A 21,958-nucleotide genomic window follows, 5' to 3' on the forward strand; every position below is an offset into this window, starting at 1 on the left:
ATATGAAGATTGCACTTATAACAATGATTGAAAGTAATGGCCAAAGTACTAACGATGAGAAGGGGATTACTTTTGAAAATCAAAGACATTATGAAGATGAGGCGATTCTTTGTTTTGAGAATTGGCGAACTAACGCTGGTGAATTGAAGGATATTCCAATATATACTTATTGCCCAACTCACAATACTGTTTCGCAAAAGACTAAAGAGAAATTCAAGGAACTAGATGTTACCTATATAGAAAAGTATCACGAAGAAACAAAGCATTTTGAATCAGGTTTTGTGAATGTTCCTTTTTGTGGAATGCTTCTTGAACAGGAATTAGAGGAAGATATTCTAATTCATATTGATCTCGATATGAATTTAATTAAACCAATTGATCAAAATTTATTTGATGTCGTTTACAATGAAAATAAGATTGTTGTAGGGCAGTACGATGATATTTCTAAGAAAGACCAACGTTTTATCGGAGAAGATTGGGATAATCCTCTCGATACTGGATTTATCATTTCTCGCCGCGAAAGTGGATTTTATAAATTTTTCTTTGAAGAGCTTATGAAGCTTTATGAAACTAATGGTGATGAACGTTGGCAAAAAAATTGTCAAAATGTAGAGAAGTACTTCTTGGAAGAATATGTAATAGAGAAGGCTTATAATGAAGGCCGACTAGATGTTTTTCCAATTCAGTATTATCAAGTAGGTGAAGGATATGCTTCTATTTCTACTTTCCCTAAAGAAAAATTGAAGAATATCTACTTTTGGCATGAGCATCTTTATCCTAGCTCAAAGTATGATAAAGTTAGAGAGCGTATTGCCTACTTCAAAAGGATGAAGGAAATCTAGATGGATATTGAACATATCATGCGAGAAAAAAAGATTGAATTTCTTTATGCAGCTCAAAAAAAGCTAAAAGAGGAATTTGATATCGATGTACCAGTCGGTACAGGATTTGGTAAGAGTAAAAGCTTTTATTTTATACCTGTAGGTAATCGTAAATATGTTTTTAAGCCGGCGCTTAAGTATCTTGTTACTGATGCTCCAGATATCGATCGTAAACTGAATTTTACTTTTGATGATCTCTTGAATAAATATCGTAAAGTAATGAATAAAAAAACAATTCTACCTACGCTTCTAGAAGAATCTGAGAGTTTTCTTGTTTTTGAATATTATCGCGAAGAAGATGGTTGGTTCAAGATGGATGATCTTAAAAAAAGCGATTGTGAAACAGTTGTAACCTTAACAAGAAATTTATGGGGAAGTGATCGAAATGTGCTTTTCCCTTTCTATAATCAACTCTATTCTAAAGTGTATAAGCATTTAGACAGCGGTGAAATTAAAATTGTCGATCTAAAATATGTTGAAATTCAAAAACGTCGACCAATTTTTATGTATATCTGCGATTATAATATAAATACAATATTTTATTTTGAAAAAAATCTCAATCCATTCTACGACTTAAAGGATATCTTGTCGCGAGAGTACCCTGTGTATGAAGCCCAAGAGAAAATTCTATATAAATAATGAAAATACCTCTTTTTCGTCCATATTCTAGTAGCTCATTACCAATGGAAATTAAAAGGGTGATTGAATCAGGTCACTGGACTGGTGGACGTGAAGTTAGCGAGGTTGAGAATATATTAGCTGAAACATTTAATTTTCCCAATTTTACTTGTACAAGTAGCGCTACTTCAGCCTTTGAAATTTTAATAGATACATTTTATCCTGATTCAAAGGTCAATATCGTTGTTCCAGTGAATACATTCGCAGCTACTGCAGAAGTACCTCGTAGATTAGGGCATAAGGTTATTTTCTGTGATGTAGATGTAAAAACAGGAATGATTGATATAGCGTCTCTAAAATTGATATTAAATTCTCATAAAGTTGATTGTGTTATTCCCGTATCAATTGGTGGGCATCTTTATGACAGAGAGAAGCTTAAAGAATTAAAACAAAGCTATGGATTTGATATTATTGAAGATTTAGCTCAACTTATTTATAAAGATTGTTTCGATCATTTTGTTGATGCAGCATTCTTTAGTTTTTATCCTAATAAAATACTATCATCGCCTGATGGAGGTGGTTTTGTTCTATCTGATGAGAGTAAATTAGAAGATTTACGTAAGGTTCGCTTGCATGGAATTAAGCGTATTTCTCCGATAGAATATGATATTGAATGTCTTGGCCGAAAAGCAAATATGACTGATCTTAGTGCAGTTATTTTGAAAGATCAGATATATGCACTTGATGAAAAAATAAAACGTCGACAATCAAGAGTTGTTCGATATCAGAATCTTCTGAAGGATATTCCACAAATCTCTTGTTTATATCATAGTGAAAATATTATTTCCTCTCTTTTTGTCATACATGCTGAAAATAGAAAAGAGCTTCAAATTCATTTGGCTGATAATGGAGTCCAAACATCTATACACTTTAAACCTCTTCATTTACATTCATATTGGAAAAAAGATGAGTTAGTGTTTTCAGGTGCTGAAAGCTATTACTCTACATCTTTAAGCTTACCTTTTTACGAAACTCTCGAAGATAATGAAATAAGTTACATCGTGGAGCTTATAGCTAAATTTTATTCTAATTAATAATACGCTCAATGTAGAAGGACTCAGCTAATAATTTCCCGCACTTTGTGCCTTCTGTTTTTGCGAGAATTTCTAAATTTTCAATCGAACGAGGATGAGGGAAGGCATGCAATTCACTTTCGTAAGCGCACATGGCCTTAATCTTTATTTTCAAGTCCTCACTATCTATTGAATTAAAATAGTTTTTTCTTGTTTGTTGATATTGCGAAGATTGAAATTCAATACTTGAAGGTATATCAAAAGAAAAAATATGGGTGGTTAAATTCTCTGGTAGTGCTCTAAAAGCAGTTAATACTGCTTTATTGGTGATTTGATGATCAATATTCAAATCATTAGATGAGTGTGTGTAGACAATATTGGGACAAAATTCTTTTTTAACAGATTCTATCTTCTGTATTATGTCGATGAGCTCATGGCCATCTAGGCGATTGTCTTTAAAATCTAACTTTTTAAATTTTTCTACTCCCAGGATATTCATGGCCTTTAGGAATTCTTGATGACGGTTTTCTACATCTTTCCCTTGTGCAGAAGTACTGTCCGTTAGGACTAGTATGAATACTTCATCACCACAATTAATATGTTTATTAATTGTTGCTCCACAACCTAGTACTTCATCATCTGCATGGGCAACTACTACTAATACTTTGTTTTTCATGGCGCTACCTTTTCAAAACTCCAATAATCATCACACTGGCAGACTTCAAAAGGGCATGTGATTGCTGTCGTTTTAAAGTCACAAGTTAGAATGTGTTTTTTCGTGTTTTTACAAGCATAGGATACTTGAGCATCATAATGAATGATAAATGCCCTAATGTCACACCTCCAACCTTTAAGCCTATTATAGCCATGATTTAAAAAATCTGATTTAGAAAGGTGGTGAATCGAGTTTTTTAATTTTATTAAGGTTGTTTCTTTATTTTCTAGTAGAGTTATTTTAGCTTCACATTCTTTTATAAAGGATTCGATTACTTCTTGATATGCTTCATATGAAACTTGTTGTTGTGTCTCATTGTGTAGTCTTATGCAATTTAAAGTTAATTTTTTATTTGAAGCTAGTCGGTATAAATCATCAAATATATTCTTATATTGATTATACTCATCTATTTTATTAGTGAATAGAAAGGCAATATCAATTTTATACTGGCCAGATAGAATATCCGCTTTTTTTACAAAATCTTTGTTTGGGTATTCAGGGTGAAAACTTGCAGTGATTTTGATTTTGTTATTCTTAGGTATTTTAGACCAAAAATTCTCAGGTTTTACAAAATTTGTAACTATTCTAATTTCTCTTAATTTTTCAATCTTAATTAATTCTTCAATTATTTCTAGGAAATTTGGGTGTAGAGTGGGTTCACCACCAATTAAATTAATGATGAAGTCTTCTTCTATTGCCTTGAGTTTCTTTAAAACGATTTTACTTAATGTTGTATAATTAGTGTCACTTGTAAAAGGTCTGTAATAGCAATAACTACAGTCAAATTGACAATGAGATACCATCTCCCAATTTATGTTTAGAGGGGATCCTTCTCCAATAGCAATAATGTCTTGATTGTTATATTGCATTTTTGAGTTCCTCAATTGCGATTCGTCCGCTCCCATATATATTAGTAATACCTTTTTGTTTTAAGACTTCTTTATATAATGGCGCTTCGTAATTATATGGAAAACAAAAGTCTTTGATTTGAATTCCTTTCTTCTCGAATTCACTTATCATCGTGTCGGTATCATTTTTTAAGTGACTATGTAGTTCTTTTAAACTTATATTTTTTCTTAGATCTTTATGTTTATGAGAGTGGCCACCTATATAGCAATTTGCTGTATTTGCTATTTCTTTAATTTGGCTCCATTTCATATAATTATTTGTTACTTTATTCTTAAAGAAAAGCTCATGTGCCCTTGCACATGGAATTGTCTCTTTATTTTGAATTTCGTCTTCTGGAGAAATTATATTTGTAGAAATAAAAAAGATTTTTGGTGTGTCAAATTTTAAGAAATGCTCTAAGTATTTGTACTGAGAATAAAGACCATCATCAAATGTAATGATATATTCTGAAAGATCCAAATTAAGCATCCATTCATATACTTCATGAATCATTAATATAGGTTTATCCAATTTATTCATCATAACCTTGCACTATGTCTTTAATTATTTCTTGAAGTGTAACTTTAGGAGTATAGAAGCTTTTTAGTTTTTCAATATTTGGAGATCTCTTCAAAATATCTTTTGAATTCTTACTATACTCATGGTTAAAAGGTATCTTTTCTATTTTTATACTTTTATCTAATGTTAACTTGATTTGAGTTGCTAATTCTTCGATCGTGACTCGATTTTTATCATTTCCAATATTAATTGTCTGATTATCAAATCGATCTTCGTTGATAAGATATTTCATTGCGCTGATAAGGTCCTTAACGTGGCAAAACGCCCTCGTTTGTTTTCCGTCTCCAAATATTTGTATTCTTCCATCTCTTTTAGCATCCCTAACCATTTTAGGAATAACCATGCCATACTCAGGTGATTGTCCTGGTCCTGTTACATTAAATAGTCTTAAAATAATATGTGGAATTTCGTGACTCTTGATTAAGAACTCTGTCATAAGCTTGTTGCAGGCATATCCCCATCTAAGTGTATCGGGAGAGCCTATTTGTAGATTTTGCTCTTCTTTACAATCCTCTTGGTTACCGTAAACCTCAGAACTTGATGCAAAGATCAACCTTGTTTTGAATTTGGCCAAAAGTGGTAGTAGATCGTGATTTATCTTGTTCTCATTAATGATTGCATCTCTGGGTGATTGATCAATTTTTTTTACTCCTACAGCGGCAGCAAAGTGACAAAAAATTGTGGTGTCTTTTAGTTCAGTATTAAGCCAGATTTTATCCTCTTCAGACATATTGGCCAAGTCCATATTTTTGTACGAGATTTCACCACATATACGTGCTAAATCGTCTATTGTAAGGACGTTTGTCGATAAATTGTCGATTATCGTGATGTCGAATTCTTGAAAGAAATTCTTGGCGATTTCGCTACCAAGGAAGCCAAGGCCACCACTTACTATCATTTTACGTCTGGTCATAAATTCAGCCACTTGCAGTAATTTTATCTATTGGTAAAATTATTTAGTTAATAATAATGCATCAAATTTTAATTACACTTATAATTATAGCATATTGCATGTTTCTGGGGTGTCTCAATGAAGAAGAAAAATAACTCAAATCAATTTGGTTTTACTCTCGCTGAAGTAATGGTTGCGGCCGGTCTTATCGGTGTACTATCGCTTGCGGTTGTTAATATGATGAGTAATATTAACAGAACTTCTAAGCGTGCATCTCAAGTCTTTAATGTTCAGCAAGAAACACAAAGAATTACGGGGATTTTATCTAATGGAGATGCCTGTAAGAATACGTTACAAGGAATAGATATCGGTAATGCTCCTAATTATTCAACTACTCAAAATGTACCAGCGATTAAAGATGCAAATGACGATAATATCTATACAATAGGTAAGGAATTAGGTGCAGGTCCAGATACTGTAAACGTTAATTCAATGCAGGTAAGAAGATACTTTGATCCTAAGACAGGTACTTATGGTTCTCTTCAAAATTATACAGTTGGAGCAGTCCCTTTTACAAAGTTAGAAGCACAACTACTCATCACATTTAGAAAGGGAACAGTTGGAACAAGTGATGATGTTATTAAGAAGAGTTCTGTTGGTAGTATCGATATTACAAAGCGAATCAGCATGATGGTCGTTGTAAATGCTGCAGGACAAATACAGTCTTGTTATAGTACAGCGGATGAGTTCCTTGATAGTGCTTGTCGAAATCTAGGTGGAACAATTGATGGAGTCGATGGTGGTTGTAAAGACGTTAAGCTAACAACTCTTAAAACTACGCCAGATACTTCAATTACTAATGCTGTAACTATTGGTAGTAGTGATTCTGCTGCAATTGGTGATGCTGGTGCCGCCAATGCTCCTTTACGAGTAAAACTAGGAAGTGCAAGTCGATACTTATCTGTTGATGATAGTTCTATACAAACGAATGGTGGTCCACTTGAATTAAACCCATTTGGCCGTGTCCAAGTTGGTGGTGGTGCAGGATCTTCAGAGATTAGTAATGGAACAACAGCACCTGCGAATGCGCCTCTTAAAGTTATGGGAGCAGGTTCAACTTTTATGGCTTTTGATGAAAATGAGATTCAGGTGTCAAATGGTACATCAACTGGAGGCTTACATTTAAATCCATATGGACCAAGTGTGACAATTGGTAAATCACAAGAAGTAGCGCATTTGAATTTATATGGTAATTTGAATATAGGTGATCCAAGTTCGACAATTACCACTACTAGAGTTATTAATTTATATGACGGTTCGTACATTAACTTCCTTTCAGACGAAAGTGTTAAAGATGATGTAGCAGTATTAGATGGGGTACTAGATAAACTTGAAAGAGTAAAAGGTGTTTCATTTGTGTGGAAGGATACTGGAAGAAAAGATATTGGTTATATCGCACAAGATTTAGAAAAGGTATTTCCTGAAGTTGTTGAGAGAGATCCTGAAACTGGTTTACTGAATGTACAATATACAAAAATGCCAGCAGTAAACACTGCCGCCATTAAAGAGCTTAAGCGTGAAAACGATGAACTCAAGTTTAGAGTAAATCTACTAATGAATGCTCTTTGTAATGGTGAAGATGCACATAAGTATGAAGAGGTTTGCTCTATTCCTATAGCACCTTTAGAATAAAAAAATGAATAAGACAAAAATCGCCATTATCGGTGTCGGATATGTGGGAATCAACTTAGCTGTTAGATTCCCACAATTCTTTGAAACAATTGCATATGATATTGATGAAGAAAAGATCAACCTTCTAAAGGAAGGTGTCGATCCGTCTAATCAGTTCTCTAAAAATGACATTCTTGAATGTGGCTGTAATTTCAGCTCTGATGTATCTGCTTTAAAGGCCGTTGATTTCTATCTAATTACGGTTCCTACTCCTATAGACTCTAATCAACAACCAAACCAGGATCTTGTTATTAAGGCCATAGAGGGGCTTAGAGATTACCTGAACCCTGGAGATACGATAGTTATCGAATCAACTGTCGTTCCTGGTACTACAAACGCGCTTAAAGAGTATCTTGGTAGGGATGATGTGAACTTTGCTTTTTCTCCTGAAAGAATTAGTCCCAGTGATAATACTGTAGCGTTTGAAGACATTGTTAAGGTTGTAGCCTGTGAGTCTAGTGAGAAGCTTGAAGAACTTGTTGGAATTTATAATAAGATATTTAAGCAAGTTGAGAGAAGCTATGACATCATTGCAAGTGAATTTGCTAAGCTTCTAGAAAATACGTCTAGAGATATCAATATCGCCATGATGAATGAATTCTATCTTGGTGCAATAAGCAAAGGTATCGATTTCAATGAGGCCCTAAGGCTTGCACGAACAAAGTGGAATTTCCCAAATGTTAATAAGGGCCTTGTCGGTGGACACTGTATTAGTGTTGATCCGCACTACCTTTCTAAGTTCCTAGATAACTCTTCAGATTCTATAATACTTCACTCGCGCCGTATAAATGATTCTATGGTTGAGTCTATTGTAAGTAGGGTTATTTCCTTAACTAAGAATAATGATAAAATTCTCGTACTAGGTCTTACGTATAAAAAGAATTGTAATGACTTTAGAGACTCTAGAGCGATGCAAGTCTATGAAGAACTCAAGAATATAAGTGATCGAGTTGTCGAAGCTTATGATCCTTATCGTGATCATAAAAAAGATAAAAACAGCGGCTTTGATTTTGTTCTAACACTCGTTGCTCATAATGAATTTGTCGAAATGACTGCGAATGATTGGTTAAATCTTGTTAATCAAAGCGGTGCTATTTTAGACTTTGCTCAAGTTCTAAGAGACGAGTTAAGTAGTTCGATCAAGGTCTATTATTAGATAAGGTTACAATCACAGTGATAGCGGAAGAGAGTTTCAAAACTATCTTCGCTAATTCTATGCTTATTTCTCATAAATAGCTTAAAGGCATCACCACGGTTCAGGGTTTGGCCATGTTTCGAGTTACAAGCCAGTTTGAATGAAATATGAGGGTAGCGATCAAGGAAGTCATCAACTTGATGATGATTATCATTTGTTACAATAATTACGTAGGTGACTTGTTCTTCATCTAAGTCAGGAAATTCGATTTCGTGATCTAGATACTCAACACAGTGATAAAGGACTTCATCAATATGTTTTAAATACTTATCACCGTATCTTTTGATAAAAAGACCATTTGTAAAAACATCAATAGTACAATTCAGTTTTACTAAATGATCAAAAACCTTTTCCATTGTTTTGGGATCGATAAGGCCTGGCTCACCCCCGCTTAAGCTTACTTGTGCACCTTCTGTAACAGAGTAAACTTTGTCGAGCAGCATCTCCTTGCTAATTGGATTCTTTTTATTGCGCTCATGAGTATCAATAATGCAGTAAGTACAATCCCAATTGCAGTTGAATGTAGTAATGATAGTGAATTCATCACGCTTTGCTGTCATATGTTAATTGTAACATGGTCCAAAATTGTAAAAAAGCTTTATTTTCTCTAAAGATTTTAAATACTTAAGTGAGCCTTGAAAGCAGCGATTTTATTGATAAAATAGATTTATCAAGGATGATGAAATGACGATAAAAGCAAAAGATGTGAAGCTTGAAGTAAGGCTTTCTAATTTAAAAGATATTGATGGAATTCATGATTTAGTGGCCCGTTCTTATACTGGGTTTCCTGATGATTATACAAAGGGAATGATTCGCGGTCAGATTACAAATTATCCAGAAGGAAACTTTGTTGCTACACTAAATGGTAAAATTGTTGGCTACTCGGCAAGTATACTACTTCCTGAAAAAACAGTATTTAAAAAACACACATGGGCCAGTATTACAGGAAGGGGATATGGCTCGACTCATGACGAAGATGGTGATTATCTCTATGGTTATGAAACTTGTGTCGACCCATCAATTCGTGGTCATCGAATAGGTCAAAGATTATATAATGCTAGAAAAAGACTTGTTAAGTATGAGCGATTAAAAGGTATCGTATTTGTCGGTCGTATTCCAAGTTTACATCGACGTATCAAACAAGTTGAAAGTGTTGAAGATTATATTGAAAAAGTAAAAGAGAAAAAAATTAGAGATACAACTCTTGGCTTCCAACTTCGAAATGGTTTTGAAGTTTTAGGTGTTCTTGAAAAATATCTTCCTACTGATAAAGAGTCGATGGGATATGGAGTTCACTTGATTTGGGAGAACCCTGAATATCAAGCGCAAGAGAGTAAGAAAGATCGCCCTGTTCAGCAAAATTCAGTTCGAGTCGTTAGTGTTCAGTATCAACAACGAGGTATTTCTAGCTTCAAGGAGTTTGAAGATCTTGTTGAATACTATGTTGATGTAACGGCAGACTATCGTGCTGACTTCGTTCTATTTCCAGAATTGTTTACGATGCAGCTACTTTCAATCAAAAATGAAGAAGTTGAGGCCAATGTTGCAATTGAACATATGACTGCTTACACAGAAGATGTAAAAGCGCTCTTTCAGCGCCTCGCTGTAAAGTATAACGTCAATATTATCGCTGGTTCTCATCCAACAAAAGTTGGGGATCGTGTCCATAATATTAGCTATATTTGCCTTCGTGATGGACAGATTCACGAACAAGCAAAAATCCACCCAACGCCAGATGAACAATATTGGTGGAATATTGAAGGGGGAGATGAGGTTAAGGTTATTGATACTGACTGTGGCCCGATTGGTGTTTTAATCTGTTACGATAGTGAGTTTCCAGAGCTCACAAGACACCTCGCCAATCAAGGGATAAACATTCTCTTTGTTCCATTCTTAACTGATAACCGACAAGCCTATTGTCGTGTGAAGTTTTGTTGTCAGGCCCGTGCCATTGAAAATCAAATCTATGTGGCCATGGCCGGAAATGTTGGAAACCTTCCTCGTGTAAACAATGTCGATATCCAATACGCTCAAAGTTGTATTCTAACTCCATGTGACTTTCCTTTTGCAAAAGATGGAATTGCTGCAGATACAACGCCAAATGTTGAGATGGTCGCAATTGCAGACTTAAGAATTGATACACTTTTAGAAGCAAGACAAAATGGAGCTGTGAAAAATTTAAAAGATCGCAGACATGATTTATATTCTGTCGTCTGGCATGGGAAGTAGGTGGCCTTAAGTGGCCACCAGTATCTTAATTGCTCTTAGCTGGTATTTTACTCATTCCATATTCAGTAATTGCAGTAATCGATAATGAAGGATTAACTCCAGGATTCGCTGAGATCATTGATCCGTCAAAGACATACATATTTTCGTAATTGAATACTTTATTGTCTTTGTCGATAACACCTTCTTTTTCACTTTCTCCCATACATGCTCCTCCCAGAATATGTGCCGTCGAAGGAATCCCTGTTAAGGTTTCAGTAAACATAACCATTGGCTTTCCATCAATGATTTTACAGTACTCTTTGGCCATTTGATGTGCTGTTTTAATAAACGCAGTAGGGGCCTCTCCTTTTGAGAGAACTGACTTCATTCCAAAAATACCCTTTGTGAATTTTAGAGTACTATCAAGGTGCTGCATAAATAGATGGATATTTGTTTGTTTTGCGAAATCTTTTACTGTTAAAACTTTAAACCACTTAATAGGATCTCTTAATGGCTCTATCGCAAGCTTAATCATTCTTAAAAAGAAATTAGGCTCTGAAATCATTGGAACCATAAGCACACGCCAGAATCCCGATCCTTTGCCGTAACGAGTTGGCTCAAGATGAGAGTGCTCATCAATGTCGATAATTGAACCAATAGCAACTCCCTTGGTCATATCAATATCTTTCCTATAGGTCGTATTGAGAATAAGCGCTTCATTATTTGTTCTGATAGTATCACCGAGAGCTGGTGATAATTTTGGAAGCGTTGTCTTTTTTAAATCAAGTAGTAAGTTAATAGTTCCTAGAACACCTGCACTAAAGATAACCCCATTGGCCTTCAGGTTTCTTTTTTTTCCAAAGTACCTTGTCGATTCTTTTAAAGTAACTTCGTAACCTGTCTTTCCATTAGCACCATCGAGAGGTGAAACTTTTACTGCTTTATTTTCAGCAAGAATATCAACTCCAAGTTGTCGTGCAAGATAGAGGTAATTCTTATCAAGAGTATTCTTTGCATTATGACGACAACCTGTCATGCAGGCACCGCATGAGATACAGCCAGAGCGGCTTGGGCCTTTCCCATTAAAGTATGGATCTGCTACTTCTACACCTTCTTTACCTTCTTCTCCAAAATAGACAGAGACCTTTGTTGAATCAAAGTAATCTTCTCGTCCAATATTTTTAGCAAGTTCGAGCATTGTGTGATCTGCATCACCATAGTGTCTTGTCTTTTCTGCACCAAGCATTTTCCAAGCAAGATCGTAATATGGAGAGAGCTCTTCTTCCCAATTATTTAAATCTTTCCAAGGGCCGTGATTAAAGAATTGTGACTTAGGCTTTGGAAGTGTATTTGCGTAGACAAGAGATCCGCCACCGACACCAACGCCACTTAGAACTGAAATATGCTTAAAGAAGGTCAATTGCTGGATACCAAAGAACTTCAACTGAGGAAGCCACATCCACCTTGGAAGATTCCAATTAGTTTTTGGAAACTTCGTTGTATCAGAGAAGTCTTTCCCTTTTTCAACGACTAAGACACTATATCCTTTTTCAGCAAGTCTTAGTGCTGAAACCGAACCGCCGAAACCTGATCCAATAATAATATAGTCGTAACTTTCTCTGATTGTTGTATTTGGCATATATCCCTCAAAACTTTCGATCACTCATAATTATACATAAGGATTTCAATATGTTGAGTGTTTGAATATTAATTATTGATTAAAGTAATCTTGAAAATTCTCGTATTTTTAATGGTTTAACAAAAGCAGGAGCTTCCTTATTTGATGTTATAATAAAGGAGATTTTGGAGGAATTATGAAAGCAACAATCACATTCTTAGTATTGGCCATGACGACGTCTTCTATCTTCGCCAAAGGAAGACCACTTCTTAGATGCCCAAAGCAAGGTAACAAGATTATTATCTGTCACGTGCCTCCAGGAAATCCAGATAAGGCCAAGGAAATCACAATCAACAAAAACGCAGTTCAAGATCACTTAGACCACGGTGACTATGCTGGCTACTGTGAAAACACACAGTATGCTGATAAGAAAGAGATGTGCGGAATTTGCGATGTGGATATTGATCCTACTTGTAGCTAATCATCGTTTTTATGGCGCGTACGGTATAGTTTAGTTAGACTTGTATGTTTTTCAGACAGTATTCTGTAATGATTCCAATTATGACCTCAATTCTATTAATTCTGTCATTATATTGAAAATGATATATGCACCTATGAAATAGACGATTATATGAGAATAAATGAAAGTAGAGGTTATGAATTCTAATTTAAATGAAAAATTATACTATGAAGATTGCGAACTTTTAAAAAGAGTGGCCGTATTTATCATGGCCATAACTATTTATTATGTAAGTTGGTACTATGGGAAAGATATTTTAATGAATCTTTTCTATGGTTATATTAAAAACGGAGTTTTAAAACCAAAGCTTTTTTTTAGTCACTTACTTATTTATGGATCAATATTTAGCGCGATTTGCTCATATATTATGATTTTTATTGCTTACAAATTAGGCGTAATAAGACTCCCAAAGTATTTAGTTAATATAAAGGCGGCCCTCTTATATGGTATCGTAAGTGCTCTTGTTTTATCTGTGCTTTTTATTATTTATTGGTTAATCCGCGGATATGATTTTCAATTTCTAATTAACTCTCAAAGTATTCTTGGGAATATTTTCTCTAATTATTATGAAGAAATAAGTTATAGGGCCCTACTTGTTGGTGTTTCTCTAGCATTATTCCGCAATAAATGGATTGCGATAGTTATTCCATCATTGATTATGGTTAGTACACATACTCAATATCCATTTGAGTTTAAATGTCTTGTGTTCTTAGGGTCTTGTTTTTTTAGCTATGTTTATATCAGAACATCTAATTTAGTTTCATCTTGGTCATCACATCAAGTATCAGATATCGTCTTAGATACGATTCTAAAAGTTTAAGAAAAAGATACGCGCCACCTTATAAATTATTGGAGATTTGATGAAAATTATCGACTCAGTAAAAGATGTTAATTTTAAAACTTTTCCAGGTGGAGATATGTTCAGCGTACTTGTTGGAAGGCATGACTCAACAGGTGCAAGCGAGCACCATACAGTTGCAATTGTAAAACTTCCTGCAGGTACAAAATCAGACGAGCATTATCATAAAGAAAGAGAAGAGTCATACTTTGTAATTAGCGGTACAGGAAGGGCAATTATTAATGGAGTCGAGAATCATATTAAGGCCGGAAGTTTGGTCTATACGAAACCGAATGAAAAGCATGCCTTTATAAATGATGGTAATGACGAATTTATTTATTTGATAATTACAGCACCCTATTGGGTACCTGAAGATTCACACCACTAACTAAAGACAGACTAATTCGTGGAGAGAGTTATAAAATTATTCAAAAAATTGATAAAGGTTTTTATTATCGCAATCATAGCTATTGTCATCGTAAGCTATATGATTTTCTTAGGAACGACAGTCTATGTTGTTAAGGGCATTAAAGTCGCAGACCCCCAAGTAATTAAAGTTAATAATAAAAAATCTAAGAAGCATGATAATAAAGAAGTACATAGTTCTGATGAAGAAAATGTTATCCCTGATGCTGCTCTTGTAGAATCAAACGATAAAAATAATGAGAAGAATAATAAAGAGGTCTCGCGAGTAGAGAAAATGCGAGAGATGACAAATGCCGCTACTAGCGCACGAATTATTGTCGATGATTTTTTAAAAGCTAACTCGATAAAGTCTTTTTGTTCTAATATTTGCTCTCAAAGTAATTATAAGAAAATTTCACCAACATTATTTGCACAATATCTTAATACAAATCCAAGCAGTGTCTTAAATGATTCCATTGGAATTGAGAAGGCCCTAGGATTAGCTCTCTTTTCAAATATGTTGCCTCCTAGGCTTATGGATATTGTTATCGAAGTTGCTCATGATCATGAGAGAGGCATACTTTATAATATTTCTGCTTCACTTAAGATTCAAAAAGAGATGCTCTCTCTAAAGTCCTTTTTTGAGAGAACGACTAGTGATGAGTTTAAGGAACTACGACGATCTGCTGCTCGAAGTTTAGACTCTTATAATGTTGTTCGAAAAGAGTGTTCAGAGACAAATATTTCTGAAAATGACGCTATTGATAGATGCGAAGAGATATTTTCTTCTTTTGAGACCTCTTATAAGAAAATATCTGAAATTAAGTAAGGGAATATTGTTTAAAATAAGAGATGATAAATGTATGAAAAATTTAATTATAACTTTAATAAGCATGAGTGCTTTTGCAAATGATCCAGTTTTGACTCCAGTTACAAAGGAAAGTTCTGGTTGTAATGTTAAGCATTCTCTCGGACTTGCAGATAAAAAAGACTTTTTGAAATTTCACAACAAGTTAGTTGGCCATATCAAAGAAGATAAAAAAACAGAACTTGCCAGTATGATTAACTATCCTCTGAGGCTTTCTGAGAAAAAAGTTGTAAAAAGCAAAAGTGAATTTATACAAAATTACGATTCTATTATTAATAAAAAAATTAAAAGAATAATTCTAAAACAAGATCAAGATTCCTTTTTCTGTAAGTCAACGGGGCTTATGTATGGAAGAGGGGAAATTTGGGTGAATAATTTCAATAAAAAATCAGAATTTAGAATAATTAGTATTTTTTCAAAATAACTTTTCCTCAGTGTTGTTGATCTAAATGGATTGAACACTATTATACTTTCTACTATTAATTTTGATAGTTGGTTAACACTTTAGGTGTAGAGTCATCGTACATAATCTAAACTAAGGAGTTATCATGCCAAAATACATCATTGAAAGGGAGCTTGCTGGTGCTGGTAAATTATCGCAAAAGGATCTACAAGGTCTCTCTCAGAAATCTTGTGATGTTTTAGAGGAAATGGGACCAAGTATTCAGTGGGTACAAAGCTATGTAACAAATGATAAGATCTATTGTGAGTACATTGCTCCTAATGAAGATCTTATTAGGGAACACGCACATAAGGGTGATTTTCCTATTACTAGTATTGCTAAGGTTGGAACTATTATTGATCCCACCACAGCTGAGTCTTAAATTTATTTTTAAAAATAAGGGCCTTCTCTGTAGAAGGCTTTTTTGTTGTTAAGTCATGCAGACTCGAATTTGTTCGGCTTCATTTTTAGAATTGGTTTCGTGGTGTGAGAGGGATGCTCTCTCGCCCTTCCCTGATCAGTACGCGCCACCTTTTGAGTATTTCAATTCTTTAGCAGTTAATTATTTTTGTTTTTCCCAAAATTTGATTGGAGTATAAGTTCGTTCTTATGTTTGATGTCATGCTGTATTAGCGATATTTATAAAATGTTAAATAATCCATTAATAGAAGCTAAAAAAGTCATTTTAAATTTGTAAGTCGTTGTAATCTTCAAAAGGTGGCGCGTACCGCTGGTGGAAAATAAAAAAACCACCGCAAGGGTGGTTTTTATATTTGGTGGGCCATGCAAGACTTGAACTTGCGACCACCCGGTTATGAGCCGGGGGCTCTAACCAACTGAGCTAATGGCCCTCAATTGGAATTTTGAAACTTAAATTTATCCAAGTTTTGGTAATCTGGCTACAAAATTTTGCTATGTGGCAGTGGTGCGATGTGTAATTGGCGGGAGTAGTCAAATACGCAAAATAATGAAATGATTAATTTATGACAAAGTTTAGTAAGTATAGCTCTAATGGAAATGACTTCATTCTCATTGATAATCGCGATGGGAAGCAAGACGTTGGCAACACACAAAAATGGCAGCAACTATGTCAGCGCTGCTTTGGCATTGGTGCCGATGGTGTGGTTTTTCTGGAAAGTAGTGACAAGTATGACTTTCATATGCGCTACCTCAATGCCGATGGCAATGAAGAGAGTATGTGTGGAAACGCAACTCGCGCCATTACTGACTTCTATCGCCGTACGACGCAAACAAAGAATACTGACTTTAAATTTACCACGGGAAGTGGGCTCTACTCTTCGGGTATTGAAGGTGATGTGATCTGGGTTCACATGGCCGTCATTAAAGATGCTGACCTATACGATCTCTCTAGCAAATATGAAGATGCTCAAGATTCGTACTATATTAATACTGGTGTTGAACACAGTGTATTTATGGTCTATGACGCGCAAGAAGTTGATGTTGATTCTGTTGGCAGACGCATTCGCTTTGATGAAGATTTCCCTCGAGGCTCAAATGCTAACTTCATTAATCAAATTGATGAAGGTGAGTGGCGTATTCGAACATATGAGCGTGGGGTCGAAGCCGAGACCTTTGCTTGTGGGACGGGGAATGTCGCAGCGGCATGTATGCTGTGGGATAAGGAATATGAACATAGAGACGAAATAGAATTTCTCACAAATGGTGGTATACTATTTGTTAAAAGAGTCGATGGCTTCATCTATCTAGGGGGCCAGACAAAACTTGTCTATACTGGTGAATTTAATGATTAAAAAGTTTTTATTACTTCTCCTTCTATGTCTAAACACATATGCCACAATTTTTGTGGAAGTTGTGATGACTCATGAAAAGGACTTCGAAGGGCAAACGATTCTCATGAGTGAACTTCACTTCATAGAAAATATTCAGCCAGAAAAGATGAGTCGATTTGTGATGAAGAGTAAGATCGATCTTCTCTTAAGTGGTCAATTTGTTGATAGCGGTGAAATCTATGGCCCAGGTGCTATGGTTAGAATAGAAGGGAGAGTTCTTTCCAAAACGCTCTCAAAGAGTTTTGAACTGAGTCTTAATTTAGGAACAGAAGGTGATGTTGTTTTCAGTGAACCTGAGCTTGGTCAAAAAACAAAAATTAAAATCAAACCAGTAGTTCATTAATGTCTGAAGAAAATTTTGAAAGATTAGATAAGAAACTCGTCGAGCTTGGCCTTGTTGCTACTCGCAGTCGTGCCCAACAGGTAATAGGTGATGGTAAAGTCACTGTTGCGGGTAAAGTTGTAACTAAAACATCATATAAAGTTTCAAGTAGTGATGACGTTCAACTTAATGAAAGTAGCGAAGAAGTTGGCCGTGGCTTTCATAAAATTGCCGGTGCCCTCGAAGCATTTGATGTTATTATTGAGAATAAATTAGTCGCAGATGTTGGTGCCAGCACTGGTGGTTTTACGCAATTTTGCCTAAATCATGGAGCCTCTAAAGTCTTTGCCATTGACGTTGGGCATGGACAACTTGCACCAAGTCTTGTTAGTGATGCTAGAGTGGTAAACCTCGAAGGAACAAATATAAGGGAGCTTCATAAGTTAGACAAAGCTGTTGATCTTTGTGTTGTTGACCTTTCATTTATTTCCCTGAACTTGATTTGGAAAAATTTAGTTGATATCAGTAATGACGATGCTGAAATGATCGTTCTTTTTAAACCTCAATTTGAAGTTGGAAGAGATGGTATTGGTAAGAAGGGAATTGTAAAAGATAATAGTTATGTTCTAAGGGCCGTTGAAGAAATGAAGATTCAATGTGAGGCCATGGGACTTGGGATTCTTGGATTTAAGCCTTGTGTAATTAAAGGACGTAAGAGTGGAAATCAAGAATACTTTTTATATTTAAAGAAGAACGCTAAATCTCTTCTTTCGCTAGAAGATTTGAATAAAGAAGTTGGAGAATAAAATGAGAGTATGTGTATTTTGTGGATCATCAAGTGGAAAGGGTGAAACGTATCTAAATTATGCCAAAGACTTAGGTGAGAAGCTTGTCGGTAATGGCCACTACCTCGTTTATGGTGGTGCCTCTATTGGTGTAATGGGAAAGATTGCAGATACAATGCTGGCTAAAGACGGACACGTTATTGGTGTTATGCCAAAGTCTCTTATTGATTGGGAAGTAGGGCATCAAGGTCTAACTGAGTTTATAGAAGTGGATACAATGCATACTCGCAAAGAAAGAATGTATGAGCTTTCAGATGTCTTCGTGACTTATCCTGGTGGGTTTGGAACACTTGATGAATTATTTGAAATTACAACATGGGCACAGCTTCAATATCACAAGAAGCCAATCTATTTAGTTAATGTAAACGGCTACTTTGATCATTTAATTAAACATATTGAAAATTCAGTTGCTGAGGGATTTATCTCTAAAGAGCACTTTGAGTTGATTACGATTTTAAATTCAAATGAAGAATTAATGGAGAGGATCAATTAAGATCCTCTCATATATTTTATTCTTGTAGAATAATATAAATATTTGGCTCGTCGATTTCGATTTTATCATTTTCAAATCTTTCTAATTCTTTGAAAATTGTACGACGAACATTAAATAGTCCAGCTTTTGCCTTATCAATTCTAATATTAACAATTTTATTTCCAAGGTCGTAAGATGCACGTCCTTCAAACTTAACTTTTACACCTTTAGAAACATTCCCTTTAAGGTGGCCATCAAACTTTCCACCACGAATATTAAGCTTTAAGTCATCAATTTCGACAGCACTTCCAAGAGTTTCATATTCATTTGTTAGATTGTAGAAACTTCTCTCACTACTTTGAAAAAAGGCACTACCAACATTTAGACTAAGATAATTAAAACAGTTTTGTAGAAGCTGCTCGTATTCATTACCTTCACGGCTTTGCTTTTGACACTCTAAGCTTGTTCCGGATAGACGAGTTGAAAATCCTTCTCCACTAGCTTGTACTTGGTTTAAGTTCAATCCAATATTAGTGTCGCCGTTATTGTAATTAATATTTGAGATTCCAATTTTATCGGCATCGTTGATTTGAAGTGTTGAAAGGTCTAACTCAAAAGATTCGTTATCAATAGAAAAGATTAATGTTCCACCATAGTTTTCAACTTCTAGATTTGGATTGATAAAGTCTCCAAAGCCCTTAATTGAAATTTCTTTACTTGTTCCCGTCCCTTTAGGACTTGTATAATTAGCATTCAGTTGGTTGATTTTTCCAATAGGAAATGCTGGTTTCTCATTAAGATCATTGGCATAGGCCGTGGAAATATTGGTGAAAATTAGGCAATAGGATGCCGCTATCATTTGACATGACTTCTTCAACATAAACAACTCCGTTTGATTGTGTGTGGTTACAAACAAAATCGGGATAAAGTCATGCTTTACGTAGAATTTGATGAGCTCTTAGAAAAAAGGGTAAATAATGCCGCTTTAGTTGAGTCTAAGTTGTTAAATTTACATTCATTGATACAGTAGTTGTTCACTTTGATAGACTATTCAAGAATCGAGTTTTTGTGTTAAAGTGCGAGAAATGTTCAAGAAAATTACGTTCCTATTTATCCTCTTTCTATTTGTCTTAGCAGGCTATGTATTATCACGTGTGCCCGTTCTAAACATTAATAGACTGGCCAGTGGTTATGTTAAAACGACTGTAAAGAATGAAGATGTGTCTTATCTTGTAACAAGTAAGAGACCTCGCAATTGGGCCTATATCAATACTATGCCGAAGCATGTTTACTATGCCTTCATTGTTAGTGAAGATTGGTCATTTTATGAGCACCAAGGTGTCGACTTTAGACAAATCTATCATGCTGTTACTGATCACTTAAAAGGTGAGAAGTTGAGAGGTGCAAGTACAATTTCTCAGCAGCTTGCAAAGAATCTTTATACTAAGAGTGAAAGAAGTCTTGAACGAAAAGTCTTTGAACTTTTTACGACAATGTATTTAGAAGAAAAGTTATCAAAGAATCGTATTCTTGAAACCTATTTGAATGTCATTGAATTTGGAAAAGGCTTGTATGGAATAAAAGACGCAAGTTGGTACTATTTTAAAAAGCGCCCTGCTGATTTAAATCCAAAAGAATCTGCTTTTTTAGCAATGTTACTTCCTAATCCAAAAATTTATTCACAATCGTTTAGAGACAAAAAGCTAACTGAGTATGCAACGACAACAGTTAACTCAATCCTTCGAAAAATGAAAGTTACTAAGGCCATATCGGAAGAAGAGATGTTAGCCTATCAAAAGGAAGCCCTTTCATTTGAGCAGGTAACTGTTAAAGAAAGTGGAAGTAAGCAAATACTAGAAGAGGAATTCTTTGAGCTTTAAAAGTGCCTTGGAGCAAGTATATTCAAATACATCATTGAAACAAGCAAAGAAGCGTCGAGAACTTCTTGTCGAGCAAATGTTTACTAATGAAGCTTCTGGTCTTGATTGTCTTAAGTGTACTGGCCGATGTTGTACGTATGAAGCAAATTCGATGCAAATGACTTCAATTGAGGCTCTAGAGGCTATGGCCGTTCTTGAAGAGAAGAATCTTATTAATGATGAAACTAAGAAAAGGCTTGAAGATTGTATTTCAGAGTTTCGCCTAGATAAGTATATTCAAATAGGCCCTGGAGAGTTTTTTAGAAAGTCATATACATGCCCTTTCTATTTTTATCCAAGTTTTGGTTGTGGACTAGGTGTTGATCATAAACCTTACGGATGTATTGCATTTAATCCATGTGAAGCGAATCAAGAGGATGGTGGGAACTGTCAAAGTGATCTATCAATTCAAGAAGAACGCAATGATTTGTATGAAAGCGCAGAGGATAGAGCTAATAAGTATCTTTATGAGCAATATAAGATATCACAACTTAAGGAGCCTATTCCAATAAAGCTCCTAGAGTTGTGGGATAAGTTTAAGTCTTAAAATACGATAAAGCGAAAACCAGCTACAATATTTGAATGATATTTTTTTTCATCATTGGCACTCGAATATAAAAACATCATTTCTATATCATAATGATATCCAGCATAGAGAGCAAAGCGTTCGTTGAATTTATATTCAACATCAAGGCCTATAACAAAGAATAAGGTTCTTTCAAATGAACTTTGATTACTACTTTCAAAATCATTTTTTATAAGTCTTACTCCTGCAAGTGGTTGAAGCCATTTATAAGGAAAACTATATGTGAGTTCAAAGCCATTCTCATTGTATTTCGCAATCTGGTCAGTGCCATTTTCGTCAATTAACTTGTCTTTATATGAGCTTTTAAAGTAACTAAATTTCCCAATGAAAATATCGTTTTCAAAAGACATGCCGATAAAGTATGTATCTGATTTATTCTTATAATCAATTTCATAAGATTCAAATCCCATCGAGTAATCCCAAGAAGTCGTTTCATAATATACTGTCGACTTTTGGGCACCACCGATAATTCCATACTTTTCAGCACAAGATGTTAAAATAAATAAAAGTGAAATTAATACTAGTTTCATTA

Annotated in this window: 26 protein-coding genes and 1 tRNA gene; 18 read left to right on the top strand and 9 right to left on the bottom strand. The window is 34.8% G+C overall.

The window, feature by feature from the left end:
• The first annotated feature begins 2 nt into the window (after window positions 1-2).
• From ACMAWV_RS02500 to ACMAWV_RS02510, 3 genes are read left to right on the top strand one after another with little or no spacing between them, the layout of a single operon-like run.
• Window positions 3-842, top strand: a complete 840-nt coding sequence (locus ACMAWV_RS02500) for a hypothetical protein (RefSeq protein WP_103218773.1) — start codon at window positions 3-5, stop codon at window positions 840-842.
• Window positions 843-1,520, top strand: coding sequence for a hypothetical protein (locus ACMAWV_RS02505; protein WP_103218774.1), 678 nt, complete (start codon window positions 843-845; stop codon window positions 1,518-1,520).
• Window positions 1,520-2,593, top strand: a complete 1,074-nt coding sequence (locus ACMAWV_RS02510; protein WP_392990565.1) for a DegT/DnrJ/EryC1/StrS family aminotransferase — start codon at window positions 1,520-1,522, stop codon at window positions 2,591-2,593. Before ACMAWV_RS02505 ends, ACMAWV_RS02510 begins: the two co-directional genes overlap by 1 nt.
• Here the strand turns inward: ACMAWV_RS02510 and ACMAWV_RS02515 are convergent.
• Genes ACMAWV_RS02515 through ACMAWV_RS02530 form a run of 4 tightly spaced genes read right to left on the bottom strand, consistent with a single transcriptional unit; the run spans window position 2,586 to window position 5,667 of the window.
• Complete coding sequence (locus ACMAWV_RS02515) at window positions 2,586-3,248, bottom strand: PIG-L deacetylase family protein (RefSeq protein ID WP_412463060.1); 663 nt, start codon at window positions 3,246-3,248, stop codon at window positions 2,586-2,588. The two genes, ACMAWV_RS02510 and ACMAWV_RS02515, sit on opposite strands and share 8 nt — an antisense overlap.
• Entirely contained in the window at window positions 3,245-4,156 is a 912-nt protein-coding gene (locus ACMAWV_RS02520; RefSeq protein ID WP_412470007.1) for a radical SAM protein, read from the bottom strand. Before ACMAWV_RS02520 ends, ACMAWV_RS02515 begins: the two co-directional genes overlap by 4 nt.
• Window positions 4,146-4,688: a polysaccharide deacetylase family protein gene (locus tag ACMAWV_RS02525; RefSeq protein ID WP_412475809.1), complete on the bottom strand. Its 543-nt coding sequence runs from the start codon at window positions 4,686-4,688 to the stop codon at window positions 4,146-4,148. Before ACMAWV_RS02525 ends, ACMAWV_RS02520 begins: the two co-directional genes overlap by 11 nt.
• 19 nt (window positions 4,689-4,707) lie before the next feature.
• A complete protein-coding gene (locus tag ACMAWV_RS02530; RefSeq protein WP_412470006.1) occupies window positions 4,708-5,667 on the bottom strand; it encodes an NAD-dependent epimerase/dehydratase family protein in 960 nt (319 codons plus the stop codon).
• A gap of 117 nt (window positions 5,668-5,784) precedes the next feature.
• On the opposite strand from ACMAWV_RS02530, the gene ACMAWV_RS02535 reads away from it, so the two are divergent.
• Together ACMAWV_RS02535 and ACMAWV_RS02540 are read left to right on the top strand one after the other, a co-directional pair.
• Window positions 5,785-7,338 carry a tail fiber domain-containing protein gene (locus ACMAWV_RS02535; protein WP_412470005.1) on the top strand — a complete coding sequence of 518 codons (1,554 nt, stop codon included), beginning with the start codon at window positions 5,785-5,787 and terminating at the stop codon, window positions 7,336-7,338.
• A 4-nt stretch (window positions 7,339-7,342) separates the two neighbouring features.
• Window positions 7,343-8,533 (top strand): nucleotide sugar dehydrogenase, encoded by a 1,191-nt coding sequence (locus tag ACMAWV_RS02540; protein WP_412470004.1) that lies wholly within the window; start codon window positions 7,343-7,345, stop codon window positions 8,531-8,533.
• On the opposite strand, the gene ACMAWV_RS02545 is transcribed toward ACMAWV_RS02540, so the two are convergent.
• Entirely contained in the window at window positions 8,530-9,132 is a 603-nt protein-coding gene (locus ACMAWV_RS02545) for a radical SAM protein (protein ID WP_103218781.1), read from the bottom strand. The two genes, ACMAWV_RS02540 and ACMAWV_RS02545, sit on opposite strands and share 4 nt — an antisense overlap.
• 124 nt (window positions 9,133-9,256) lie before the next feature.
• Between ACMAWV_RS02545 and ACMAWV_RS02550 the strand changes: the two genes are divergently transcribed.
• The gene (locus ACMAWV_RS02550) at window positions 9,257-10,801 is read left to right on the top strand and encodes a carbon-nitrogen hydrolase family protein (RefSeq protein ID WP_392990580.1); all 1,545 of its coding nucleotides are present in this window, start codon (window positions 9,257-9,259) and stop codon (window positions 10,799-10,801) included.
• 25 nt (window positions 10,802-10,826) lie between these two features.
• Here the strand turns inward: ACMAWV_RS02550 and ACMAWV_RS02555 are convergent, their stop codons facing one another.
• Window positions 10,827-12,419, bottom strand: a complete 1,593-nt coding sequence (locus tag ACMAWV_RS02555) for a GMC oxidoreductase (RefSeq protein ID WP_412472279.1) — start codon at window positions 12,417-12,419, stop codon at window positions 10,827-10,829.
• A 175-nt stretch (window positions 12,420-12,594) separates the two neighbouring features.
• Between ACMAWV_RS02555 and ACMAWV_RS02560 the strand changes: the two genes are divergently transcribed.
• The 6 genes from ACMAWV_RS02560 to ACMAWV_RS02585 all read left to right on the top strand — a co-directional run bounded on the left by ACMAWV_RS02560 (window position 12,595) and on the right by ACMAWV_RS02585 (window position 15,853).
• Window positions 12,595-12,879, top strand: coding sequence for a hypothetical protein (locus tag ACMAWV_RS02560; RefSeq protein ID WP_412470002.1), 285 nt, complete (start codon window positions 12,595-12,597; stop codon window positions 12,877-12,879).
• Between the two features lie 160 nt (window positions 12,880-13,039).
• Window positions 13,040-13,738 (top strand): type II CAAX prenyl endopeptidase Rce1 family protein, encoded by a 699-nt coding sequence (locus ACMAWV_RS02565; protein WP_412470001.1) that lies wholly within the window; start codon window positions 13,040-13,042, stop codon window positions 13,736-13,738.
• A 40-nt stretch (window positions 13,739-13,778) separates the two neighbouring features.
• Window positions 13,779-14,144: a cupin domain-containing protein gene (locus ACMAWV_RS02570; protein ID WP_412470000.1), complete on the top strand. Its 366-nt coding sequence runs from the start codon at window positions 13,779-13,781 to the stop codon at window positions 14,142-14,144.
• Window positions 14,145-14,192: 48 nt separating this feature from the next.
• A complete protein-coding gene (locus ACMAWV_RS02575; RefSeq protein ID WP_412469999.1) occupies window positions 14,193-14,990 on the top strand; it encodes a hypothetical protein in 798 nt (265 codons plus the stop codon).
• Between the two features lie 34 nt (window positions 14,991-15,024).
• Window positions 15,025-15,453: a hypothetical protein gene (locus ACMAWV_RS02580; RefSeq protein WP_412469998.1), complete on the top strand. Its 429-nt coding sequence runs from the start codon at window positions 15,025-15,027 to the stop codon at window positions 15,451-15,453.
• A 124-nt stretch (window positions 15,454-15,577) separates the two neighbouring features.
• Window positions 15,578-15,853, top strand: a complete 276-nt coding sequence (locus ACMAWV_RS02585; protein ID WP_392990588.1) for a DUF4242 domain-containing protein — start codon at window positions 15,578-15,580, stop codon at window positions 15,851-15,853.
• Window positions 15,854-16,245: 392 nt separating this feature from the next.
• Here the strand turns inward: ACMAWV_RS02585 and ACMAWV_RS02590 are convergent.
• Window positions 16,246-16,322: transfer RNA gene (locus ACMAWV_RS02590), tRNA-Ile, on the bottom strand.
• Between the two features lie 132 nt (window positions 16,323-16,454).
• Between ACMAWV_RS02590 and dapF the strand changes: the two genes are divergently transcribed.
• From dapF to ACMAWV_RS02610, 4 genes are read left to right on the top strand one after another with little or no spacing between them, the layout of a single operon-like run.
• Window positions 16,455-17,243 (top strand): diaminopimelate epimerase, encoded by a 789-nt coding sequence (gene dapF / locus ACMAWV_RS02595; RefSeq protein ID WP_392990592.1) that lies wholly within the window; start codon window positions 16,455-16,457, stop codon window positions 17,241-17,243.
• Complete coding sequence (locus ACMAWV_RS02600) at window positions 17,236-17,625, top strand: hypothetical protein (RefSeq protein WP_103218791.1); 390 nt, start codon at window positions 17,236-17,238, stop codon at window positions 17,623-17,625. Before dapF ends, ACMAWV_RS02600 begins: the two co-directional genes overlap by 8 nt.
• On the top strand, window positions 17,625-18,410 hold the full coding sequence (locus ACMAWV_RS02605) for a TlyA family RNA methyltransferase (protein WP_103218792.1): 786 nt from the start codon (window positions 17,625-17,627) through the stop codon (window positions 18,408-18,410). The genes ACMAWV_RS02600 and ACMAWV_RS02605 overlap by 1 nt, the downstream gene beginning before the upstream one ends.
• A 1-nt stretch (window position 18,411) precedes the next feature.
• Window positions 18,412-18,942, top strand: a complete 531-nt coding sequence (locus ACMAWV_RS02610; protein WP_103218793.1) for a TIGR00730 family Rossman fold protein — start codon at window positions 18,412-18,414, stop codon at window positions 18,940-18,942.
• A 16-nt stretch (window positions 18,943-18,958) separates the two neighbouring features.
• Here ACMAWV_RS02610 and ACMAWV_RS02615 read toward each other — a convergent pair whose 3' ends face one another.
• Complete coding sequence (locus tag ACMAWV_RS02615; protein WP_412469997.1) at window positions 18,959-19,801, bottom strand: hypothetical protein; 843 nt, start codon at window positions 19,799-19,801, stop codon at window positions 18,959-18,961.
• A 205-nt stretch (window positions 19,802-20,006) separates the two neighbouring features.
• On the opposite strand from ACMAWV_RS02615, the gene ACMAWV_RS02620 reads away from it, so the two are divergent.
• Both ACMAWV_RS02620 and ACMAWV_RS02625 read left to right on the top strand, forming a co-directional pair.
• Window positions 20,007-20,801, top strand: coding sequence for a biosynthetic peptidoglycan transglycosylase (locus tag ACMAWV_RS02620; protein ID WP_103218795.1), 795 nt, complete (start codon window positions 20,007-20,009; stop codon window positions 20,799-20,801).
• Window positions 20,791-21,387 (top strand): hypothetical protein, encoded by a 597-nt coding sequence (locus ACMAWV_RS02625; protein WP_412469996.1) that lies wholly within the window; start codon window positions 20,791-20,793, stop codon window positions 21,385-21,387. The genes ACMAWV_RS02620 and ACMAWV_RS02625 overlap by 11 nt, the downstream gene beginning before the upstream one ends.
• On the opposite strand, the gene ACMAWV_RS02630 is transcribed toward ACMAWV_RS02625, so the two are convergent.
• Window positions 21,384-21,956, bottom strand: a complete 573-nt coding sequence (locus ACMAWV_RS02630) for a hypothetical protein (protein WP_392990601.1) — start codon at window positions 21,954-21,956, stop codon at window positions 21,384-21,386. The two genes, ACMAWV_RS02625 and ACMAWV_RS02630, sit on opposite strands and share 4 nt — an antisense overlap.
• Between the last annotated feature and the right edge of the window lie 2 nt (window positions 21,957-21,958).

It is taken from the genome of Halobacteriovorax sp. RT-1-1 (assembly GCF_047085455.1).
Taxonomy (GTDB): domain Bacteria; phylum Bdellovibrionota; class Bacteriovoracia; order Bacteriovoracales; family Bacteriovoracaceae; genus Halobacteriovorax_A.